At 40.1% G+C, this 20,616-nt stretch carries 14 protein-coding genes; 5 read left to right on the top strand and 9 right to left on the bottom strand.

What is annotated here, in order from left to right:
* Positions 1-5: 5 nt before the first annotated feature.
* From K333_RS0108645 to K333_RS13205, 6 genes are all read right to left on the bottom strand, one after another.
* Positions 6-1,148: an aspartate aminotransferase family protein gene (locus tag K333_RS0108645; RefSeq protein ID WP_024990455.1), complete on the bottom strand. Its 1,143-nt coding sequence runs from the start codon at positions 1,146-1,148 to the stop codon at positions 6-8.
* Positions 1,148-2,149: an N-acetyl-gamma-glutamyl-phosphate reductase gene (gene argC / locus K333_RS0108640; protein WP_024990454.1), complete on the bottom strand. Its 1,002-nt coding sequence runs from the start codon at positions 2,147-2,149 to the stop codon at positions 1,148-1,150. The genes K333_RS0108645 and argC overlap by 1 nt, the downstream gene beginning before the upstream one ends.
* 26 nt (positions 2,150-2,175) lie before the next feature.
* Complete coding sequence (locus K333_RS0108635) at positions 2,176-3,375, bottom strand: argininosuccinate synthase (RefSeq protein ID WP_024990453.1); 1,200 nt, start codon at positions 3,373-3,375, stop codon at positions 2,176-2,178.
* A 23-nt stretch (positions 3,376-3,398) separates the two neighbouring features.
* Complete coding sequence (locus K333_RS0108630) at positions 3,399-4,001, bottom strand: GNAT family N-acetyltransferase (protein ID WP_024990452.1); 603 nt, start codon at positions 3,999-4,001, stop codon at positions 3,399-3,401.
* A 26-nt stretch (positions 4,002-4,027) separates the two neighbouring features.
* Entirely contained in the window at positions 4,028-4,513 is a 486-nt protein-coding gene (gene argR / locus K333_RS0108625; RefSeq protein ID WP_024990451.1) for an arginine repressor, read from the bottom strand.
* A 442-nt stretch (positions 4,514-4,955) separates the two neighbouring features.
* Positions 4,956-5,375: a hypothetical protein gene (locus K333_RS13205; protein ID WP_024990450.1), complete on the bottom strand. Its 420-nt coding sequence runs from the start codon at positions 5,373-5,375 to the stop codon at positions 4,956-4,958.
* Positions 5,376-6,116: 741 nt separating this feature from the next.
* On the opposite strand from K333_RS13205, the gene K333_RS0108605 reads away from it, so the two are divergent.
* From K333_RS0108605 to K333_RS0108595, 3 genes are all read left to right on the top strand, one after another.
* A complete protein-coding gene (locus K333_RS0108605; RefSeq protein WP_024990449.1) occupies positions 6,117-7,430 on the top strand; it encodes a glycoside hydrolase family 28 protein in 1,314 nt (437 codons plus the stop codon).
* Between the two features lie 86 nt (positions 7,431-7,516).
* Positions 7,517-10,528 carry a SusC/RagA family TonB-linked outer membrane protein gene (locus K333_RS0108600; RefSeq protein ID WP_024990448.1) on the top strand — a complete coding sequence of 1,004 codons (3,012 nt, stop codon included), beginning with the start codon at positions 7,517-7,519 and terminating at the stop codon, positions 10,526-10,528.
* A gap of 25 nt (positions 10,529-10,553) precedes the next feature.
* Entirely contained in the window at positions 10,554-12,200 is a 1,647-nt protein-coding gene (locus K333_RS0108595; protein ID WP_024990447.1) for a RagB/SusD family nutrient uptake outer membrane protein, read from the top strand.
* 62 nt (positions 12,201-12,262) lie between these two features.
* Here the strand turns inward: K333_RS0108595 and K333_RS12195 are convergent, their stop codons facing one another.
* On the bottom strand, positions 12,263-12,658 hold the full coding sequence (locus tag K333_RS12195; protein WP_024990446.1) for a hypothetical protein: 396 nt from the start codon (positions 12,656-12,658) through the stop codon (positions 12,263-12,265).
* 55 nt (positions 12,659-12,713) lie between these two features.
* Positions 12,714-13,094, bottom strand: a complete 381-nt coding sequence (locus K333_RS0108585) for a hypothetical protein (RefSeq protein ID WP_024990445.1) — start codon at positions 13,092-13,094, stop codon at positions 12,714-12,716.
* Between the two features lie 118 nt (positions 13,095-13,212).
* Here K333_RS0108585 and K333_RS0108580 point away from each other — a divergent pair, with 118 nt between their 5' ends.
* Both K333_RS0108580 and K333_RS0108575 read left to right on the top strand, forming a co-directional pair.
* Positions 13,213-15,783, top strand: coding sequence for a GH92 family glycosyl hydrolase (locus K333_RS0108580; protein WP_036886522.1), 2,571 nt, complete (start codon positions 13,213-13,215; stop codon positions 15,781-15,783).
* A 33-nt stretch (positions 15,784-15,816) separates the two neighbouring features.
* On the top strand, positions 15,817-19,248 hold the full coding sequence (locus K333_RS0108575) for a GH92 family glycosyl hydrolase (RefSeq protein ID WP_024990443.1): 3,432 nt from the start codon (positions 15,817-15,819) through the stop codon (positions 19,246-19,248).
* A 117-nt stretch (positions 19,249-19,365) separates the two neighbouring features.
* Here the strand turns inward: K333_RS0108575 and K333_RS0108570 are convergent, their stop codons facing one another.
* Entirely contained in the window at positions 19,366-20,094 is a 729-nt protein-coding gene (locus tag K333_RS0108570; protein WP_024990442.1) for a Bax inhibitor-1/YccA family protein, read from the bottom strand.
* Between the last annotated feature and the right edge of the window lie 522 nt (positions 20,095-20,616).

The following is a 20,616-nucleotide window of genomic DNA, read 5'->3' as shown; positions in this document are numbered from 1 at the left end:
AAGAATTATAGTTCATTAAGTACAGTTTCCAGTTTCTGGATAAACTCATCTACTTCTGATCTTGAAAGAATCAGAGGAGGTAGAATCCTTAGTATATTTGTTGAAGCACAACCTGTGAAGCAATGTTGCTCATAAATCAGTTTGCTACGAACCTCTTTTTGAGGAATGTCCAGTACAACACCTACCATGAGTCCGCGTCCACGTATTTCGAGAATATGGCTAGTGCGTTGCTGTAATTCTTTGAGTTCGTCAATGAGATACTCACCGACGAGATGAGCATTCTCTACAAGTCCTTCCTTTTCGAAAACGTCAAGTACAGCCAGTGCAGCGGTACATGCCAAATGGTTTCCTCCGAAAGTTGTGCCTAACTGTCCGTAAACAGGTTTAAACTCCGGTGAGATGAGAACGCCAGCCATAGGAAATCCATTACCGATACCTTTGGCAACAGTTATCAGGTCCGGTTTGATATCTAACCATTGATGTGCGAAGAATTTTCCTGTTCTTCCATATCCACATTGTATCTCATCACAGATCAGGAACGCTCCGTACTTCTTGCAGGCAGCCTGCAGACCTTGTGCGAATTCCTTGTCAACCATATTGCACCCACCGACACCCTGTATACATTCAATGATACAAGCACAGACATCACCTTTGGCGAGTTCTTTTTCCCAAGCACTCAAGTCATTGATAGGGAGATATGTCACATGCCCATTGTCGTTGATAGGGGCTATGATTTTAGGATTGTTGGTTACCTCTACAGCCAAGGAAGTACGACCATGGAAGGCTTTCTCAGCAGAGAGAACACGCTTTCTTCCGTTTGTGAAAGATGCTAATTTCAGAGCATTTTCATTAGCTTCGGCACCAGAATTGATTAGAAAGAACTGGTAATCTTCATAGCCACTGATTTTTCCTAATCGTTGTGCAACTTCCTGTTGAAGTTTGTTGATAACAGAATTTGAATAGAATCCCAACTCTTGGAGTTGTTTTGTCATCTTTTCTACATAGTGAGGATGACAGTGTCCGATGCTGATAACGGCATGTCCGCCATAGAGGTCAAGATATTCCTGACCCTTTTCGTCCCATACCTTACAGCCTTTACCTTTGACAATATTTACATCGAACAGTGGATATACGTCGAATAATTTCATTAAAATGCAGTACTTTTCAGTTTTAAACCCGTTGTCTGATCAATGTCGAACATGATATTCATGTTCTGTACTGCTTGGCCAACTGCACCTTTCAGAAGATTGTCGATGCAAGAAGTGATAAGCAGTTTATCATCGATCTTGTCTACATGAATCAGGCATTTATTAGTATTAACTACCTGTTTTAAATCCAGAGCTTTATCTACATAGTGCGTAAAAGGCGCATCCTTGTAGAATTCTTTATATCCTTTCACGATATCTTCAAGAGGTTTTTCCGTCTTTACGACCTCAGTAGCGAAGATACCTCTTGCGAAATCACCACGGTATGGTATAAAGTCAATATTCGCATCCAGATAACCTTGAACCTGTTTTAAACTTTGTCTTATCTCAGGCACATGCTGATGCTTGAAAGCTTTATAGATACTTAGATTATTGTTTCTCCATGAAAAATGAGTCGTTGCCCCAGGCTTTTGACCTGCTCCGGTGCTACCCGTGATCGCATTTACTGACACATCCTTGTCCAGCAAGTGCATTTGAGCAGCAGGTAGTAATCCGAGTTGAATGCAAGTTGCAAAGCATCCCGGATTCGCTACGTGCTGAGCTGTGGCTATTTTAGATTCATTTATTTCAGGTAAACCATATACGAAATCATGTTGGGATGTTGTTGGATGCTGAGTGTTGATAACTTCGTCAGGAGCGAGTCGGAAATCCTGAGCCAAGTCGATGATTTTTACGCTTGCAGGTATCTCATGCTCCTTCAAGAAGGCTTCACTTTTTCCATGTCCGAAACAGAAAAATACGACATCCACAGCATCGAAAGGCATTTCAGAAGTAAACTTTAAATCAGTCTCTCCATAAAGTCCTTCATGCACATCAGCGATGAGGTTTCCTGCATTACTTTCGCTGTTTGCAAATACGATTTCTGCATTCGGATGGTTGATTAACAGGCGGATAAGTTCTCCCCCCGTATAACCAGCAGCACCTAAAATTCCTATTTTTATCATAAAATCTCTCTTTCTTCGATATCTTGTTATCTCTTTTCGTCAGGATGCATACCATAGTATACACGAAGTGGCGTAGAACTTACCTTGATGAAACCTTTTGCATCTTGTGCTGTCCATCCATGCTGCATTTCTCCATATTCACCCAGTTTGCTCTTTGTCAGGTCATCTTCAGAGTCAATACCGACAGTCTGGAATCCATAAGGATGAAGTTTCAAAATTGCAGTACCATTCACATGACGTTGAGAACTTGTGAGCATAGCCTCTATATCCGGCATTACAGGCTCTAGATACTGACTCTCATGCAGGAACATACCATACCAGTTTCCTACCTGGTCCTTCCAGTACTGTTGCCACTTGCTGAGCGTACTCTTTTCCAGTAGACGATGAGCCTCGATGATAAGTTTTGGTGCCGCAGCTTCGAATCCGACACGTCCCTTGATGCCGATGATCGTATCACCCACATTGCAATCACGTCCGATAGCATAAGCCGCACCGATTTCTTCGATTTTCTGTATCGCTTTGATTTTATCATCGAAGTGTTCACCATTGACAGCCTCAATTTCACCCTTCTTGAAAGTAATTTTGAGTTCAGTCTCCTGATGCTCTGTCACATGTTTTAGATAGGCCTCCTCTGGTAACCCCTGTGTGGGATCCAAAATCTCACCACCACAGATACTTGTACCCCAAATGCCTACGTTATAAGAGTATTTTAATTTTGTAAAGTCAGCAAAGAATCCATGTTCGTTCAGATAGTCAACCTCTTCCTTACGGCTAAGTGCATGGTCACGTGTGAGCGTGATAATCTCTACTCCCGGAGCCATAACCAAGAAAGTCATATCAAAACGAATCTGGTCATTGCCAGCTCCAGTAGAACCGTGTGCGATAGCATCGGCTTTGATCTCATTTGCATATCTTGCGATGGCGATAGCTTGGAAGATACGCTCTGAGGATACCGAGATAGGGTAGCAGTTGTTGCGCAGAACATTACCAAAGATCATATATTTCAAGGATTTCTCGTAATATTCGTGTGTGACATCAAGTGTGACATACTTTGTTGCACCAAGTTTATACGCATTTTGCTCATTTGTCTTCAACTGTTCATCGCTGAATCCACCGGTGTTAGCACATGCTGCATAAACCTCCCAACCCTCCTGGGCTAGTTTCATAACTGTATATGATGTGTCGAGGCCTCCACTAAAGGCGACAACAACTTTTTTCTTTGCCATAGTTTTTTCGTTTTAATTTATTATTATCCTTTTTCGCCTGCGTCGATTTTGTAGATTCGCTGCATAACGTCATCAGGTATTTTAGCAGGTAGATGCTCTTCTGGGTCAAAAAGCATTGCTGTGCAGATGCAATATCTGCGATTCGTTCGATGTAGCACATCACGGTTGATACAACCCTCGCATCCGTGCCAAAAACTTTCGTCATCTGTCAAGTCTGCAAATGTTACAGGATGATATCCCAACTGAGTATTCATTTTCATTACCGCAGAACCTGATGTCAAAGAGAAGATTTTAGCCAGCGGCCATCGCTTACGTGCAAGGGTAAAGGTCATATTCTTGATTCTTTTTGCCAGTCCTAAACCTCTGAAATCAGGATGAACAATAAGACCAGATGTTGTGACATACTGCTTGTTACCCCAAGTTTCAATATAACTGAAACCAGCGAATTTCTCACCTTGCAAAGCGATGACAGCTTTAGCTTCTTTCATTTTTGTGGCCACGTATTCTGGAGAACGCTTGGCTATACCTGTGCCACGAACTTTAGCCGCATCAGCAATTGTCTGTAGTATGGTGTCGACATATTTTATATGTGATTCGTCGGCTACCATAACTTTTATTTCTTCCATTGCTTAATTTTTATTGTGTCGGGGGATTAACCCTCTTGATCCATATTAGATATTATCTTTTTCAATCCTTTCAAAATGTCTTTCTGGGTAGCGCCCTGTCGTATAACGATAAATATGGTGTCGTCGCCGGCGATAGTGCCAAGTATTCCTTGAAAATCGCTGTTGTCGATATTGTATGCGATGCTACTTGCGTAGCCAGGGCGTGTTTTGATGACAGCCATGTTGCCTGAGAAGTTGATAGAAAGAAATCCTGGAGTGCGAAGCATTTCCTGTGCTGTCATAGGATTGGTGATACGTTTGTACATGGTTTCGTTAGGCAATACATATACGTATTTTCCATTCATACTGGCAGCTTTTGCAACTTTCAGTTGTTTCAAGTCGCGGCTTAGTGTTGCCTGAGTCAGTTGAAAACCTTCTTTTGCAAGTGCTTGTAGTACTTCTTCCTGAGTGCTTAGTTCCTGACTGGAAATAAGCATCTTCAGAGTTTCCATTCTTTGATTCTTTATCTTCATCTTATGTATTATTATACGGTTGATGACTGCAAAACTACAACTTTATGTTGAAATAACCAAATAAATTGTATAAAAAATACGATAATTGCCGTAAATTTGTAAGAATATATAAGTTTTGTGCGATATTTATCCAAAAATGTATAACTCGTTGAAGTTCAAGATATATATACAATAAAAAAGAAATGGACTTACCCAATCTTATTACTAATCATGTGTTGGATGTTTAATGCGCTTGAATGTCAATTCTCGTCCGCTAAAGAATTAAATTTGAAGAATATCATAATATAGGAGAGTTTTGCCTATACAATTATTACAACAATTTTAATTTATTATTTTAAACATGAAAAGAAATAGTTCGTCAGAAATGTAGGACATGAGATTGATATAAGAAATAAAAATATGCCAATACTTCTCTGCTTCTTAGTGGCAGGAAAAGTTTAAGCTATTTTGAAAAGGAATGACCTTTCAGATAGTCAGCATCAAGTTTTGCGTATTTTTGGTCATCATATTCGGGATGTCGGCGGAATTTCCGTTCAGGGTACACGATGCAGAGGCATTCCTCCATGAAATCATCGTACTTCCGATACGGATCGCGGCCGTTGTGCTCCCTCCACAAGACAAAATGCTGTAAGGCATAATCTGACAGGCTGCTGTAAACGGTTATCTGAACCATCTCGTCATCATTCTCTGCATAGATACCTGTTTGAACATCCCCTCGCTCACAATTAAAGTGTCTCCACTTTTCCCCTTCCTTCTTATACCAATAGATGATAGGAAGACGTGTCGTTTTTAAGCGGAACCAGCGGCATATCGTATGCTGTAATCTTCCGGAGAATTGCAGCGGCTTTTTTGTTGACTGCATCGAAGGCTACACTGTCCTGCGTAGCTCTGTCTTGATGATTTTTCATATGGAAAAAACGTCGAAACTTTTCTATTATCATATTCATACCCATTGTCTGTGATGCTTCATAATATAGGAACGTAAAATGTTATGAACATATTGTTTCTTTATGGTTAAACTCATCCCTATATCGTTAGAAACTTATCCAGCCGCCAAAGTTTAAAATACCTTTCATTCTTAAATTTTCGCCCTTAAAAAGGCGCTCATAATTCGCGAATTCAGAAATAATGATGGGGTGATTATGAATATTATAATTACGGACAAAGCATAATCTTCTGATTATCAGTGATTTGTATTTTTAGTATCTATTTTTCTCCCCCAAATATACCGGATATAGCCTTCTCCAGTTAACTGCGTAAGACTATATACCTATTCGTGTGAACTTACGAAGTTAACTGCGTAAGCCGATGAAGTTAACTTCGTTCAAAAAGTCAACTTCTTGGGGAACATTTTTCACGCTTTTCAAGGTCTTATTGACTCGTATATTTCCTAGATGAAGCAAAAAACTGTAACTTTTTCTTTTAACAGTTTTTCGGCAAAGTTTAAATATTACAAAAATATACTCTTCGGGATGCCTTCGGGATTCGTTCGGGAAAAATGATGCTTGCTGATTAGAATCGTAGGTATGAAGTAGAAAAAACTTGGTTAAAAATTTGCTAAAAAGAATCAAAATTAATATATTTGCCATGTTATAGATAAACCATGAGATTTAGAACACTATTCATACTATTATTATTTCCGTTCAGCTTAATAGCCAAAGACTATAATGTGATAGATTTTGGCGCTTGGGGAAATGGTAGTCATGACGATGCTGTAAGTATTCAGCGCGCCATAGATGCTTGTTCACAAGCGGGTGGTGGCGTTGTCGTCTTCCCTTCCAATCATGTTTTCGTGTCCGGTCCTGTCGAACTGAAATCGAATATCTCCATATTTTTGGAATCTAATGCTGTGTGGAAAGCTAATCCTGATGAGTCGATATATCATTTAAGTGCCTTTGGAAAGAACGAAGGTGAAGGTATGATGTGGATATATTCTCGGAATATTGAAAATGTTTCGATAACCGGTAAGGGTATCATTGATGGTAACGGAGTGGCGTTTATGGGCAAGGAATTGGCAGATTCCTATGAACTGAAACCTGTAACGACCTTTGATCCGCGCCCTCATGTGCTCACTTTGATGGGAATTCGTAATCTTACAATTCGCGACGTCACCATTCAGAACGGAGCCTATTGGACTGTTCATCTCATCGGTTGCGAAGGGGTAACGATAGACGGTATCCAACTTCTGAATAATTTGAAGATCAGAAATGGAGATGGTATTGATATCGATCATAGTAGGAATGTAAGGATTTCGAATTGCCATATCACGTCGGGTGACGACTGTATCTGTCTGAAGAACCGTCGTGAATATAAAGAATATGGTCCGTGTAAGGATATTGTTGTCTCCAACTGTACGATGACCTCTCGCAGTTGCGCCATAAAGATTGGTAGCGAGAATATGGATTCCATCAGTAACGTGCTGTTTGATAATTGTGTGATAACAGCCAGCAACAGAGGTCTGGGTATTCAGAATCGGGACGAAGGAACCGTTACCAATGTCGTATTCTCTAATATCATCCTGGATTGTCAGTTGTGGAGTGATGTATGGTGGGGCAAGGCAGAACCTATCTATGTTACCTCTTTTCCTCGGGCCAATGGCAACCATAAAGATGCCAACTGGCGTTTTCCGGAGGGTGAGACCAAGGGACATTGTGGCGAGGTGAGCAGAATATTCTTTAATAATATTTATGCGACTAGTGAGAATGGATGTTATGTAGGAGGAGATTCTTATGGAAAGGTAAATCATGTGTATTTCAATCATGTGAATATCTTGTTGAGGCGAGTTACAGCTTATCCTAATGATGTCATGGATTTACGTCCTTGCAGGGATGAGCAATTTGTGAAGCGTAATGGTCAATTGGTAGTGTCTCATCTGACAAAAAACTGCAAACTTGATGTAACACAACTGAAACCTTAAATTGATAGAATCAAAATACACCTTATTATATATAATAAAAGGTATTTTGTTTGATCCTAAATTTATTAACTAAATAACTAACAATTATGCACAGCGTACAAAAGAAAATCACGAGCAAATGTAAGCGCGTTGCGGCTTCAGCCTTGCTGTTTTTTGTAAGTTCAATTGCATTTGCCCAAAGTCAGGTTACTGGTACCGTGAAAGACGTTAATGGTGAACCTCTGATAGGTGTAAGTGTTGTTGAAGAAGGTACAACAAACGGGACTGTTACCGATATGGAAGGTAAATATACCTTGAATGTTAAGCCTGGAGCTAAGTTGAAGTTCTCTTATATCGGTTTTACGACGCAAGAGGTCAAGGCCGGTGCGTCAAAGAATATCGTATTGAAAGAGAACAATAAGACCTTGAACGAAGTCGTCGTAGTGGGTTATGGTACGATGCGTCGTAAGGATGTCACCTCTTCGATCACAACGATTAAGTCGGAAGATTTAAACAAAGGTGTATTCTCTGACCCTGCACAGATGTTACAAGGTAAGGTTCCCGGATTGATCGTTACTTCGAATGGCGACCCTAACGGTTCACCTGCGATTTCTCTTCGCGGAGCTTCCTCACTTCGTGGAGGCGAAGCCATGTCGCCTTATTATGTTATCGACGGAATTCCAGGTGTTGATATCTCCATGGTCGCTCCTGATGATATAGAGAGTATAGATGTGCTTCGTGATGCTACGGCTACGGCAATCTATGGCTCAAAGGCTGCTAATGGTGTTATCATTATTACCACCAAGAAGGGTGCAGCCGGTCATACGAATGTTACTTATAATGGTTATGTAGGCTTCGACCGTATCGCCAAGACCTTGGACATGATGTCGGCAAGTGAGATGAAGGCATTTGCTTCGGAGACTGGAACTGCCATTGACGATAATGGTGGTGATGTAGACTGGCAGAAGGAAGTCCTCCGTACTGGTGTGAGCTACAATCACAACGTCAGCATTAACGGTGGTAATGATAAGACCAAGTATATGGCAAGTGTGAACTACCAGAAACGTAACGGTATCATCAAAGGAAGTGATATGAGCCGTATGAATGTACGTTCCCTCTTGTCAACAAAGATCTTAAAAGATCATTTGGATTTGTCTATTGGTGCTAACCTGATGTATGGAAAGTTCGAAGGTGTAGCTATGAATAGTGAGGGCGGTTCTGTGATGGATGCTATGAACTATTTCTCACCGCTTAATCCTGTTGACTTTAATGGTAAGGACAAAAACTATAATCCACTTCGTATGATAGACGAGGATACAAGTTCTAACACTTGGAAGCGTCAGCAGTTTGTCGGTAAGGCTACATTGCATATCATCAAAGGATTGGATTTGAACGCGAACTATTCTTTTGGTAATCATCAGCGCACATCTAGTAGCTACGATTCTCGTCTTTCAGAACTTACAATGGGTAAGAATGGTCAGGCCAATCGCAATACCTATCTGGGTGATGAAAGCACTTTCGAGATTTATGGCAACTATAGTCATACCTTCAACAAACTCCATTCACTCAGTTTGATGGCCGGTTATAGTTGGGAAGAGAAACATCATGGTGACGGATTCGGTCTTACCGTGTACAATTTCTTTGATGATTACGTAAAGTATAATAATCTCACCTATGCAAGTTCTATAGACGGTATCTCCGGAATACAGAGCGGAACGAAGGAAAATATCAGGAACATCTCTTTCTATGGTCGTTTGAACTATGCTTTTGCAAGTAAATATATGTTGCAGGCTACGGTTCGTCGTGACGGAAGTTCTGTCTTCGGTAAGAATCATCGTTGGGGAACATTCCCATCAGTTTCTGTGGCATGGAATATCACAGAAGAGAACTTTATGAAGAACCAGAATGTGCTGTCTAATCTGAAACTCCGTTTCGGTTATGGTGTTAGCGGTAATGCACTCGGATTCGGCGCTTACTCGGCAGTAGCACGTTATGGTGCCATAGGTTTCTTTGATTATACCAATGCCGATGGTACGACAACTTCTTATCGTACATTAGGTGCTATGTCGAATGCTAATCCTGATTTGAAGTGGGAAAGTACCGGTATGTTCAATATTGGTATTGATTATGCTTTCCTTGGTGGACGTGTCAATGGTTCTGTAGAGTTCTATAACAAGAAGACATGGGATTTGATTTGGAATTATCCGGTATCAACAAATATCTATCCTTATGGTGATATCTTTGCCAATGTTGGTGAAATCACTAACCGTGGTGTAGAGTTCGTGGTTAATGCTGATGTTATCCGCAACAAGAATTTCCGTTGGAACACAACTTTGAATTTGTCTCATAATATGAATCGTGTAGATAAACTCTCTAATGATATTTATCATACAGACCGCTTCACACAGGGTGACCCTATGGTTGCCGGTGTATCGGCCAATGGCTATACACAGCGTATCATGGAGGGAGAACCGATCGGTACATTCTATACTTTTGAGTTCGCAGGCTTTAACGAAGACGGACGTGCTACTTATTATGAGCATGATGCTAATGGGAATAGAACAGGAAAGACAACAACATCACCTGATGATACTCGTGACCGTGTGATAACAGGTAGCGCACAACCAAAACTTAATTTGGGCTGGAATAACACCTTGACGTGGAAGAACTTCTCTGCTACATTCTTCTTCACCGGTGTCTTTGGTAACAAAATCTATGATGGTACCCGTGCAAGTTATATGGCTGCTACGAACCTTGCCTCTGCTTCCGGTACAAAGAATGTACTTGCAGACTTTGCAAAGGAACAGGTGGTAGAATTAGCAAATGGTAAAAAAGTAATCAATACAGACCCGAACATTCCTTCTGATCGTTGGATTGAGAATGGTAGTTATCTACGTTTGCAGACCTTCACATTAGGTTATACCTTCCGTGATGGTTTCAATAAGTGGATTAATGATGCCACTCTTTATTTCACAGCTAACAATGTCTTCACCATTACAGGTTATAAGGGATTGGACCCAGAGGTAAACATGGGTGGAACTGACCCTGGCATCGACTATCGTTGGAGCGTATATCCTCATACCCGTACTTATATGATTGGTTTGAAAGTCAACTTCTAAGGTCTTACTTAAAAATAGAATTCGTATGAAAAAGAATATATTATTTATCTTTGCGGCTGGATTATTAGGTTTGTCTACAGGCTGTACAGATTTGGATGTTCCTGTGGAATCACAGTATATTGAATACCCAACATCTGAAATTGCTCAGGAAGCTAAATTGTCGGATGTATATTTCCATCTGTTGGGAACTTTCGGACGTCGTTATATGGAGGCACAATCTCTTTCAAGTGATGAATGGGTTGGTGTTTCTTTTGATGGTGATTATTATGATAATGGAACATACGCACATGCTTGTCTTCATAGTTATACCCCGGATGATGCATCTATAGACTGGTATGAGAACGTAACGGCGGGTATCACCAAGGCGAACAATGCCATTCGTGATATGGGTGGTAATGATGCGGGTAAGGGTGTCGCTCCTGCTCGTGCCATGCGTGCTTTCTTTCATTTTATATTGATGGATAGCTATGGTGATTCTCCTATCCTTGATTCCATCGCAGATGAGAAAACGGTGATAGAACGTAAGCCTCGTGCCAAGGTGGCGCAGTTTATTGCTGATGAATTGGAGGAAATCATTCCTCAGTTGACAGAAGAGGTTAGTCAGAATACTTATGGCAAACCGACTAGATGGATGGCTGAGGCTCTCTTAGCAAAACTTTATGTCAACTGGCCGGTGTATACAGCTTCCAGTGTAGAGAATTATAATGCGGCTAATTATCAGAATGAGAAACTCGGTCGTGTAGTGGAACTCTGTGATGATATTATCAAGAGTGGAAAGTTTGATCTTACGACAACACAAAAGTCGGATATCAACAATATCTATCGTACGAAGTTCTTGCCTACTAATGGCTTTGAGGTGAAAGACTTTATCTATGCCATGCCGTATGATGCTATCAAGAACAAAGGGTTTATCTATGGTCGTCCTCGTACATGGCGTAAAGCAAATACAGGTACAAGCTATTATGGCAAGCAGTTGTCTAAGTCGGTCGGTGGTAACTTCTCGATTACTCCGGAGATGTCTGATCTGTTGATGAGTTTGAGCAAAGATGATCGTCAGGAGCATGTCTTGGCAGGTACAGTCTATATGTTTGATCCTAAAACTTATGCCAAGACGACAACGCCATGGACCTACAAAGGTGAGACTGTGACATTGAGTAAGACGATAACTTTGGTTAAGGAGGATGAAAAACTGGATGTCGGTAACAATGTGAATGGCTATAATCAGGGTTACAAATCAGTTAAATGGTTTGTTGATGACGATGACTACAAGAATGATCGTAACCAAGGTAATGACCTTCCTATCTTCCGTTATGCAGATGTTTTGTTGATGAAGGCAGAGGCTATTACCCGTGGTGCTGCTGCAACAAATGGGGAAACAGCACAGAGTTTGTTCAACCAGATTCGCTCTTATGTTCATGCTCCTTCATTAGATCATGCTCCTTCTCTTCAGGAAATCTATGACGAGCGTGGCCGTGAGTTCTTTGATGAGAACTGGCGTCGTAATGATATGATTCGTTTTGGCCACTTTGAAGACGAGTATGGATTCCACAAGAAGAGTTTTGCTTTGGCTAACTTTGATCCAAGACATCGTATATTCCCGATTCCGACAAGTGTATTAAATAAGAATACGACTTGGAAGCAAAATGATGGATATAGTTCATCGGAAAAATAAAAATATGAGATAAAAGATGGGGCGGAGATTATTCTTCGCCCCATTTCTGTGATATGTGATCTTTAAAAGATCTTACAGACAAGTTCGGCTTGTTTGTTTTCGAATACCTTAACTTCGGTTACCGGTTCATAATTCAGCTGGGTATACTTGTATAAGCGGATGGCAACAAACTGATGGTCTTTAGAGATCAAAGCCTGAAGTTGATGATTTGAGAATTCTGTTTCTATAAATGTTCCTGTCTTCTCGATAACTTCGTCTAATTGCTTGTCGTCTGTCTTTATAAGATTAATCAACTTGTTTGCCATGTCGACTTTACATTCCTTTCTAAAGGTTAGGATGGGACTGTTGGTTGATGTGTAGACAGCCTTAGTGCTGAAACCGAAAAAACTTTTCTGAATTGATATACGTGAATCATGAGAGAGTGCTGACGCAATCTCCATATGTGTTATTTTTGTCATAATTGTATCTTTATATTAATATAATGTGTAATGTTAGCCGAAAAGATACAAATAGCTAACATAGCATGTGCCCTAATGCAAATACATAGTATCTGCATTGTGGCATCGACAGGATACGGTTGGTAAATGCAAAATACTTACCATTGTAATGTCGATAGGAAAATCCTTTAAAATCAAATGTAAGTTTGTATTTGTTATTGGGATGACTCGTCGTAACCTGCTCGATAGAAATATATTGCTCGGGTTGACTGTTGCAAACCTGCAGAATTTCTGAAGTATCAGTTAAAATGGCTTGTTGACGATTGCTTTTCTGCTGCAAATAATAGCTTGGCAGACCACTGTCGTTATCCAATGGTTGCGCTTCTGCAGCCTTTACCATTGTATTTGTAAGGGTAAAGGTGATGATCAGCAATATGTATTTAAGCCATCTAGTCATCGTTGTCTATGGATGATGGCCGCAAAGATACACTTTTTCTTTCTATATATTCATATTTATATTCTTATTTTTTTCTATTATTTGGTGTTCTTTATTATGATTTTAGTATATTTGTGGCATGCGACGAATCATATTAACCGTTTTCCTTTTGTTATCTTTGCTGGCACAAGCTCAGTATTCAAAATTCGTAGATCCTAAGATTGGAAGTGAAGGTTTGGGAAGAACTTTCATCGGACCGAGTATGCCTTTCGGTATGTGTAAACCTGGGCCAGATTGTGTCTCTATGCCTAATGCGGGATGGAATCCTATGCCTGAGGCTGTGAAAGGATTCAGTCAAACTCATGTTAGTGGTACCGGTGGAGGACAAAAATATGGAAATATATTGATTCAGCCTTTTGTTGGTGAATCTGGCCGATTGGAATATCCTGCTTATCGTGAGTCGGAAATGATAGCTTTGGGATATTATAGCTGTTATTATTCTACGGGAATAAAAACAGAAATTACCTGTGATGAAAAATGTGCCTTGTATCATTTCCAATCAATGGATGGCCTTTTTATAAATGCAGAGACTTTTCTCGGAATAGATACAATACCAGACAAACGGGAGACTCAGCAATATGTAAATAGTGATATTTGCGTGGTGGGTGACAGGGAAGTCGTTGGTTATTCTACGGTTTGCGGTGGATGGAATAATGGTGGACCATATACCGTATATTTCTGTCTGAAGAGTGATGTGCCTTTTTCGTCATCTCAAGTTTCTCTGGGAAAATATGCTTGGGTCAAATTCCTGACAAGAGAGATTAACCTCAAGGTTGGTATCTCTTTTGTTTCTGTTGATCAGGCTCGTCGGAATATAACATGCAGAACTTTCAAGGAACAGCGTGCTTATCTTGACAAGACCTGGAATAAACTCTTAGATAAGATAAAGATATCGGGCACGGAATGTCAGAAACGTATGTTCTATACAGCGTTATATCATACTATGCTTATGCCTGTGGATCGTGCCGGAGAGAATCCGCATTTCACGGATACACCATATTATGATGACTATTATGCGATATGGGATACTTATCGTACCTCAACTCCTCTTCTCACATTACTTTATCCCGAGCGGGAGCGTGATATTGTTAATAGTCTGCTGAATATCTATAAGCATGACGGGTATATGCCGGACGCGCGAAGTGGAAACTGGAATGGTAGGACACAGGGTGGCAGTAACGCAGAGATTGTGATAGCTGATGCTTTTGCTAAAAAATTGAAAGGAATAGATTATCGCTTGGCTTTGCAAGCTATGATCAAGGATGCTGAAGTTCCTCCTCTGGATGCTGAGAAAGAAGGAAGAGGTGGACTGGAAGAATATAACTCATTAGGATATATCCCTTATGGTATCGATCGTGCAGGAAATCGTACGGTGGAATATTGTTATGATGATTGGTGTATCGCTCAGGTTGCCAAGGGGTTGGGCGAAACAGATATTTATCAGAAGTATCAGAAACGTAGTGGCAATTGGAAAAACTTGTGGCGCGGTGACTATAAATGGCAGGGGATGTGTGGATTTATCATGCCTAAGGATGGTCAGGGAAATTGGCTTGACCGTGTACCTTGGGGAAAGTCGAAGGTTTTTCGACCAACGATTCCGTATCGTCCGGATACAAAGGTCGCTCCGTGGTATTTGCCATGGTGGAGTACATTCTTCTATGAGGCTTTATCGGCAGAATATAGTCTGAGTATTCCTCATGATGTGCCGGGATTGGTAAAGGCTTGTGGTGGTGAGGAGGCTTTTGTGAAACGATTGGATATCTTCTTTAGAAATGGACATTATAATGTGGCTAATGAACCGAGTTTTATGACACCTTATTTATATCATTGGGTGGGTAAACCGGAGAAAAGTTGTGAACGAATACGCAGAATCGTGAATGATTATTTTAATGATTCTCCGGAAGGACTTCCTGGTAATGATGACAGTGGGGCTATGTCTTCGTGGCTTATATGGAATATGCTTGGATTGTATCCTGTGACAGGACAAGATCTCTATATTGTTGGCTCTCCTTTGATCCGATCGTATTCGATAGCGTTGCCGAATGGAAAGAGGCTCCAAGTTAGTGCTAAAGGTGGAAAATGGAATCATCGCTTCTTGCACCATGAACAATTAATGAATGGAGAAAAACTTGTTCTGCCATGGCATGAGAAAATGGCTGAGCGACAAATAGTAACCCAGAAAGGTGCTCAGATTCAGAAAAGTAATGTGTATGGAAAGATAACACGGTTCACTTGTCATTATATTCTTAATGGTCAGTACCGAAACTGGGAGGGGAATTTGTCTTCTTCTGATTCCGATACGATAAGGATGAAAATGAATGCTTCTACCTATTTAATTCCTTCGGAACAGGTTAAGCAGGGACGATATTTCTGTTGGGATAGTCCGCAAAAGGGTGTGAATATATATCATTGTCAGGGTACATTCTTATTTGTCTCAGATGTTGCCATGCGGGATCTTAATGGGAAAGGTTTCTTCGTCTATGATGAAATTACCTGGAGAAAAGTAGCAGAAGACGAAAAAGAAATCGTAGTGAAAGCGGATGTGGACAACACGATGATGAGAATTGCTAAAGGTAAAGAACTTCCTTGGATTATAGAAATGAAGAACAATCCACTAGGAATTGATTGGAAATTAGAATTAATTCATTAAATTTGCAGCATAAATCAATACCTATTTTCATTCATGAAGAAACGATTCTTTTTAACGTTACTATTATTTTCATGTGTCATTAATCTTGTGTATGCCCAGAAGTCTCGTGAGCAGATGGGGGGTGTCTATTATGCTTATCATGTACCTGTTGGCGAACAAGATACACCGGTTCCTCATGGTGCTGTACCTTTTTATATCTCTCATTATGGTCGACATGGTAGTCGGTGGGTGACTTCGGATGCTCGATATCAGTGGATTATCAGTCAGTTTGCTGATAAGGATAATCTCACTCCGTTGGGTAAGAAAATGAGAAAACGTTTGGAAAAAGTGTGGAAGAATGCTGAGGGTAATGGTGGAAAACTGTCACCTTTGGGAGTTGTTCAACATCGGGGAATAGCAGACAGAATGTTGAAACGATTTCCACAAGTGTTTCAGCGTGGTCTGAAGGTTGAGGCTTATTCGAGTACTGTGGACAGGTGCGTCAAAAGTATGAATGCGTTTTGTGGGGAATTGTCTCATAGTCAAGGGTTTAAGGGCGTTGTGTCACAATCTTCGGATGCGGAAAATATGAAATGGATTATCTATTCTTCTCCAGCGGTTAAACAACTTGCTAATCGTGTTCATCCAAGACGCTATCTCGGTAATGAGCGTTTTATAGCTGCTCTTTTTAAGAATCCATTGAAGGTGAAAGATCCGGAAAAACTGATGAGTGAAATATATGCGGTGTATAGTGACATACAGGATGTGAATGTAAAGGTTGATTTGTCCGAGTTCTTTACGGATGATGAATGTCGTGATCTGTATGAACAGAATAATACGAGAATGTGGATCTGTAATGGTCAGGCTCCTGAGAATTATGGTGTCCCCCAGTTATCAGCAGTAAGTCTTTGGGAAAATATAAAAACTAAAGCGGAATATGCTATGGCTCATGGTGATGTTGCTGCAGATCTTAGATTTGGTCATGATACAGCTCTTTACCGTCTGTTGTCGCTTTTTGGGTTTATGTGTTTGTCAGATGAACGCGTAGATGAAATGGATCAAGTGATTCCGATGGCGGCAAATTTGCAAATTGTATTCTATTGTAAGCCGGAACTCGTAGGTAAACCGTTATCGGGTGAACAGGTCTTCGTAAAATTCCTTGTTAATGAGAAAGCTGAACGTATCTTCAAATTGCGATCGTTGGATGTCGCTGCTGATGGGCGTACAGGTTATTATTATCGTTGGGATTTCCTTGTAAAGTATATCGAGAAACGTATACAATCTGCCATAGATCATCAACATCTCTATGAGGTTAATACCATGGTGGGTACGGATAACAGTTCAAACCCTGTCTTTGGACATTATTGTGAAGGAACGGAAAAACACGGACAGACTCTACCTGCTGTTCTGGAACCTAATGGCATGAATTTCTGGACACCGCAGACAAGGTGCTCTGAAGAGAAATGTATCGCACCTTATTATTATGGTGATGATAAGTTTCGGGGATTCCGAAATAGTCATTGGTTAGTCGGTGGTTGTGCTCAAGATTATGGCTCATTTACTCTGATGCCTATGATGGATAGTCTTCGTCTGAAAGTAAAGGAACGATTCTCCAGATTTAATCATCATGACGAGGTATCTCATCCTGATTATTATTCTGTGCTTTTGCCTGATGAGCATCTTAAAGCAGAGATGACAGGAATAAGTCATTCTGCTATATTTAGATTTACCTATCAGAAAGACGGCAAGGCATACTTTGTTATTTGTCCGAATAGTGACAGAAACGAAGGTTTTGTTGCCGTTGATAAGGAAAAGAATTGTATTTATGGCTATAATCCTGTGCATCGCATTTATCAGGGGTGGGGAGAAAAGGCTGGCTTCAATGGATGGTTTGCTATAGAATTTGAAGACCCAATAGTAGAGTATGGTGTTGATGGTTCAGTAGCATGGGTTGCTTTCGATGTAAATAAGGGTGATGAGATAAATGTGAAGGCTTCCAGTAGTTTTGTAGATATGAAAGGTGTTTACAATAATATTGCTCAGGAAATACCACATTGGGAATTTAATGATACACGTCGCAGGAATATTGATAAATGGAAAAGTCGATTCAAGGAAGTTATGGTTGAATCTAAAGATTCAGCCTTGGTAGCAAAGTTTTATGGGGCTTTGTATCGTGCTAGTTTCTTGCCTCGTGCCATAAGTGATAAGGATGGTAGATATCCTTCTTTTAACGGTGGTAAAAAGATAAAACAAAATTATTGGGGTAAAATTGGAAATTCTCCTATCTATGGAAAGAGTTTCTCTGATTTTCCGGCATGGGACACATATCGTGCTCTGATGCCTTTCAATGTCCTGGTAAGTAATGGAATGGGTACACAATATAATAGTTTCCTGAGTATGTATGAAGATGGCGGATGGCTTTCTATTTTCCCTTGTTGGAATAGCTATACATCTGCGATGATAGGTGATCATGTTTCTGCAGCTCTTGCTGAGGCTATTGTTAAGGGCGTTTCTAATATCAATACGAAGGTTGCTTATGAGGCTATGCGGAAGAATGCTTTCGAATCGCCTTTGTCTTTCGAGGATTATTATAATGGTATGGGGCGCCGTGCCTTGAAAAGTTATCTAAAATATGGCTATATTCCTTTGGAAGATAGTGTAAAGGAGGCTTTTCATACTCAGGAACAGGTGAGCAGAACTCTTGAATATGCTTACGATGATTTTGCCTTGGCTCAGGTTGCCAAGAAAATCGGAAAGATGAAGGATTATCAATTGCTGATGAAGCGTTCCCAGAATTGGCGTAATGTCATTAATCCAAAAACGGGTTGGGCTGATGGACGATATAGAAATGGAAAATGGCTCGGCAATAAGGATATAACGGCAAGAAAGTCTTTTATTACGGAAGGGGCTGTGAGTCATTATACGTGGTATGTTCCTCATGATGTTTATGGTTTGATGAAGGTAATGGGAGGTAGACTGAAGTATATTGAGAAGTTGGATAGAATGTTTTCTGATAGCTTATATTGGCATGGTAATGAACCATGTCATCAAATTGCTTATATGTACGCTTTTGCAAGGGAACCATGGAAAACTCAACGGCATGTCCGTGAGATTATGAATCGTGAATATCATGATGTGCCAGGTGGACTTAGTGGTAATGAGGATGCTGGACAGATGAGTGCTTGGTATCTATTCTCTTCTTTGGGATTTTATCCGGTATGTCCTGTTTCTCCATATTACGTGATTGGTTCTCCTTCTTTGGATAGGGTGCAGATAGGAGAATTCGTTATAGTTACGGAAAATGCTTCTGCCGAAAATGTCTATATTCAGAGTGCAACTTATAATGGACAGCCTTATACAAAGAATTATGTAACTTTGGATATGCTGAAGAGTGATGGCCTCCTGAAATTTGTTATGGGGCCAAAACCTAATAAGAATTGGGGGTGTCATGCTGAGGATTGTCCTCCTGATTTTTCGTTGAACTAATGCCGTATTGGGAGGATCCGGTTTAATTGTTTGGCGTGTTTCAGCAAATAATAAAAAAGAGTGGATAAGAAATTTCTATTATCCACTCTTTTTTTCTTGTTTATGAAGTTCGTGTATTTATTTTCTTCCAAAAATTCGAAGCAAATAAAGGAAAAGGTTGATGAAATCAAGATATAGATTAAGTGCTCCGAGAAGGGCAATCTTCTGTGAATTTTCACTCATATCATACTGATTCATTAGCATCTTCTTGATAGTTTGTGAGTCCCAAGCTGTCAGTCCTGTGAAAACTGCTACTCCTATAAAGCTAATGATATAATCGAAAGCTCCGCTTTTCAAGAATATATTGACAATGGAGGCAATGATGATACCAATCAATAGCATAAACATAATTCTACCTATTGTGGATAGATTACGCTTCGTCGTATAGCCAAATACTGCCATTGCACCGAACATTCCTGCTGAAACGATAAAGGCTTTGACGATTGCTAAATCTGTGTAAATGACGAAAATTGCAGATAAAGTTGCTCCATTAAGTACTGAGTACAAAATGAATAATAGGGTTGCCGTGGAAAGTGAAAGTTTGTTGATTGCACCGGAAATAGCAATAACAAGCGCAAATTCTGCAAAAATAAGTCCCCACATGACGATGCGACTACTATAAATCGTGGTAAGAAGTGTAGGACTTGTTGCCACACCAAAGGCAGTAACGGCTGTAAGGAGCAATGCCAATGACATCCATACATGTACTTTTCGCATGAGCGCTGGGAAAGCGGCATTTAGTGTTCTCTCTTTGTTGTTAGAGGAAGTTTCGTGGTTTACGATGTTGTAAAGTTCTTCTTGTGTCATACTCTAATTTGTTTTGTTTTAAACAATTTAAGTGCAAAGATAATATGTATAAATGCATTGAACAAGGAAAAACATCTTTTTTAACGATTTTGTTTTTTATTGGCATTTGGTGAATTCAACTTGCAAGTGCAATTGCTGTTTATTTAATATTTTCCTTTTATTTATTATAATAAGGTATATGGTGCTTTTGTAATTTATATTTGTCAAATATTACGAAAACTTTGCAAAAATCTCGAATTTTTCTCGTGAAAGTTTTGGCAGTTTGGCAATAAAGTTATACCTTTGCACTCGCTTTCAGGAACAAGGCAACAACCTAACAATTGAAGCTCGAATCCTAAGAGTAAGGCAAGAGTCTTACAAGGCTTTTCGCCGCATAAAGAAAGAGTTCTTTGAAAAGATTTACATAAACAGAGAAGTAGTACAAGAAGCGAGTTTACATAATTAAAAATGTAAAACTTGGGTAATAAAACGAACCGTTCAATTAATTGAAGGTGCTTTTAGACTTGGTAACTATAAAGGATA

This window comes from Segatella albensis DSM 11370 = JCM 12258, from assembly GCF_000426565.1.
Lineage (GTDB): Bacteria > Bacteroidota > Bacteroidia > Bacteroidales > Bacteroidaceae > Prevotella > Prevotella albensis.
This window is presented reverse-complemented; position numbering and strand designations above follow the sequence as displayed.

Coding starts and splice junctions, on each gene's coding strand:
- K333_RS0108645 (WP_024990455.1), bottom strand. CDS start 1,148: ATGAAATTATTCGACGTATATCCACTGTTCGATGTAAATATTGTCAAA.
- argC (WP_024990454.1), bottom strand. CDS start 2,149: ATGATAAAAATAGGAATTTTAGGTGCTGCTGGTTATACGGGGGGAGAA.
- K333_RS0108635 (WP_024990453.1), bottom strand. CDS start 3,375: ATGGCAAAGAAAAAAGTTGTTGTCGCCTTTAGTGGAGGCCTCGACACA.
- K333_RS0108630 (WP_024990452.1), bottom strand. CDS start 4,001: ATGGAAGAAATAAAAGTTATGGTAGCCGACGAATCACATATAAAATAT.
- argR (WP_024990451.1), bottom strand. CDS start 4,513: ATGAAGATAAAGAATCAAAGAATGGAAACTCTGAAGATGCTTATTTCC.
- K333_RS13205 (WP_024990450.1), bottom strand. CDS start 5,375: ATGCAGTCAACAAAAAAGCCGCTGCAATTCTCCGGAAGATTACAGCAT.
- K333_RS0108605 (WP_024990449.1), top strand. CDS start 6,117: ATGAGATTTAGAACACTATTCATACTATTATTATTTCCGTTCAGCTTA.
- K333_RS0108600 (WP_024990448.1), top strand. CDS start 7,517: ATGCACAGCGTACAAAAGAAAATCACGAGCAAATGTAAGCGCGTTGCG.
- K333_RS0108595 (WP_024990447.1), top strand. CDS start 10,554: ATGAAAAAGAATATATTATTTATCTTTGCGGCTGGATTATTAGGTTTG.
- K333_RS12195 (WP_024990446.1), bottom strand. CDS start 12,658: ATGACAAAAATAACACATATGGAGATTGCGTCAGCACTCTCTCATGAT.
- K333_RS0108585 (WP_024990445.1), bottom strand. CDS start 13,094: ATGACTAGATGGCTTAAATACATATTGCTGATCATCACCTTTACCCTT.
- K333_RS0108580 (WP_036886522.1), top strand. CDS start 13,213: ATGCGACGAATCATATTAACCGTTTTCCTTTTGTTATCTTTGCTGGCA.
- K333_RS0108575 (WP_024990443.1), top strand. CDS start 15,817: ATGAAGAAACGATTCTTTTTAACGTTACTATTATTTTCATGTGTCATT.
- K333_RS0108570 (WP_024990442.1), bottom strand. CDS start 20,094: ATGACACAAGAAGAACTTTACAACATCGTAAACCACGAAACTTCCTCT.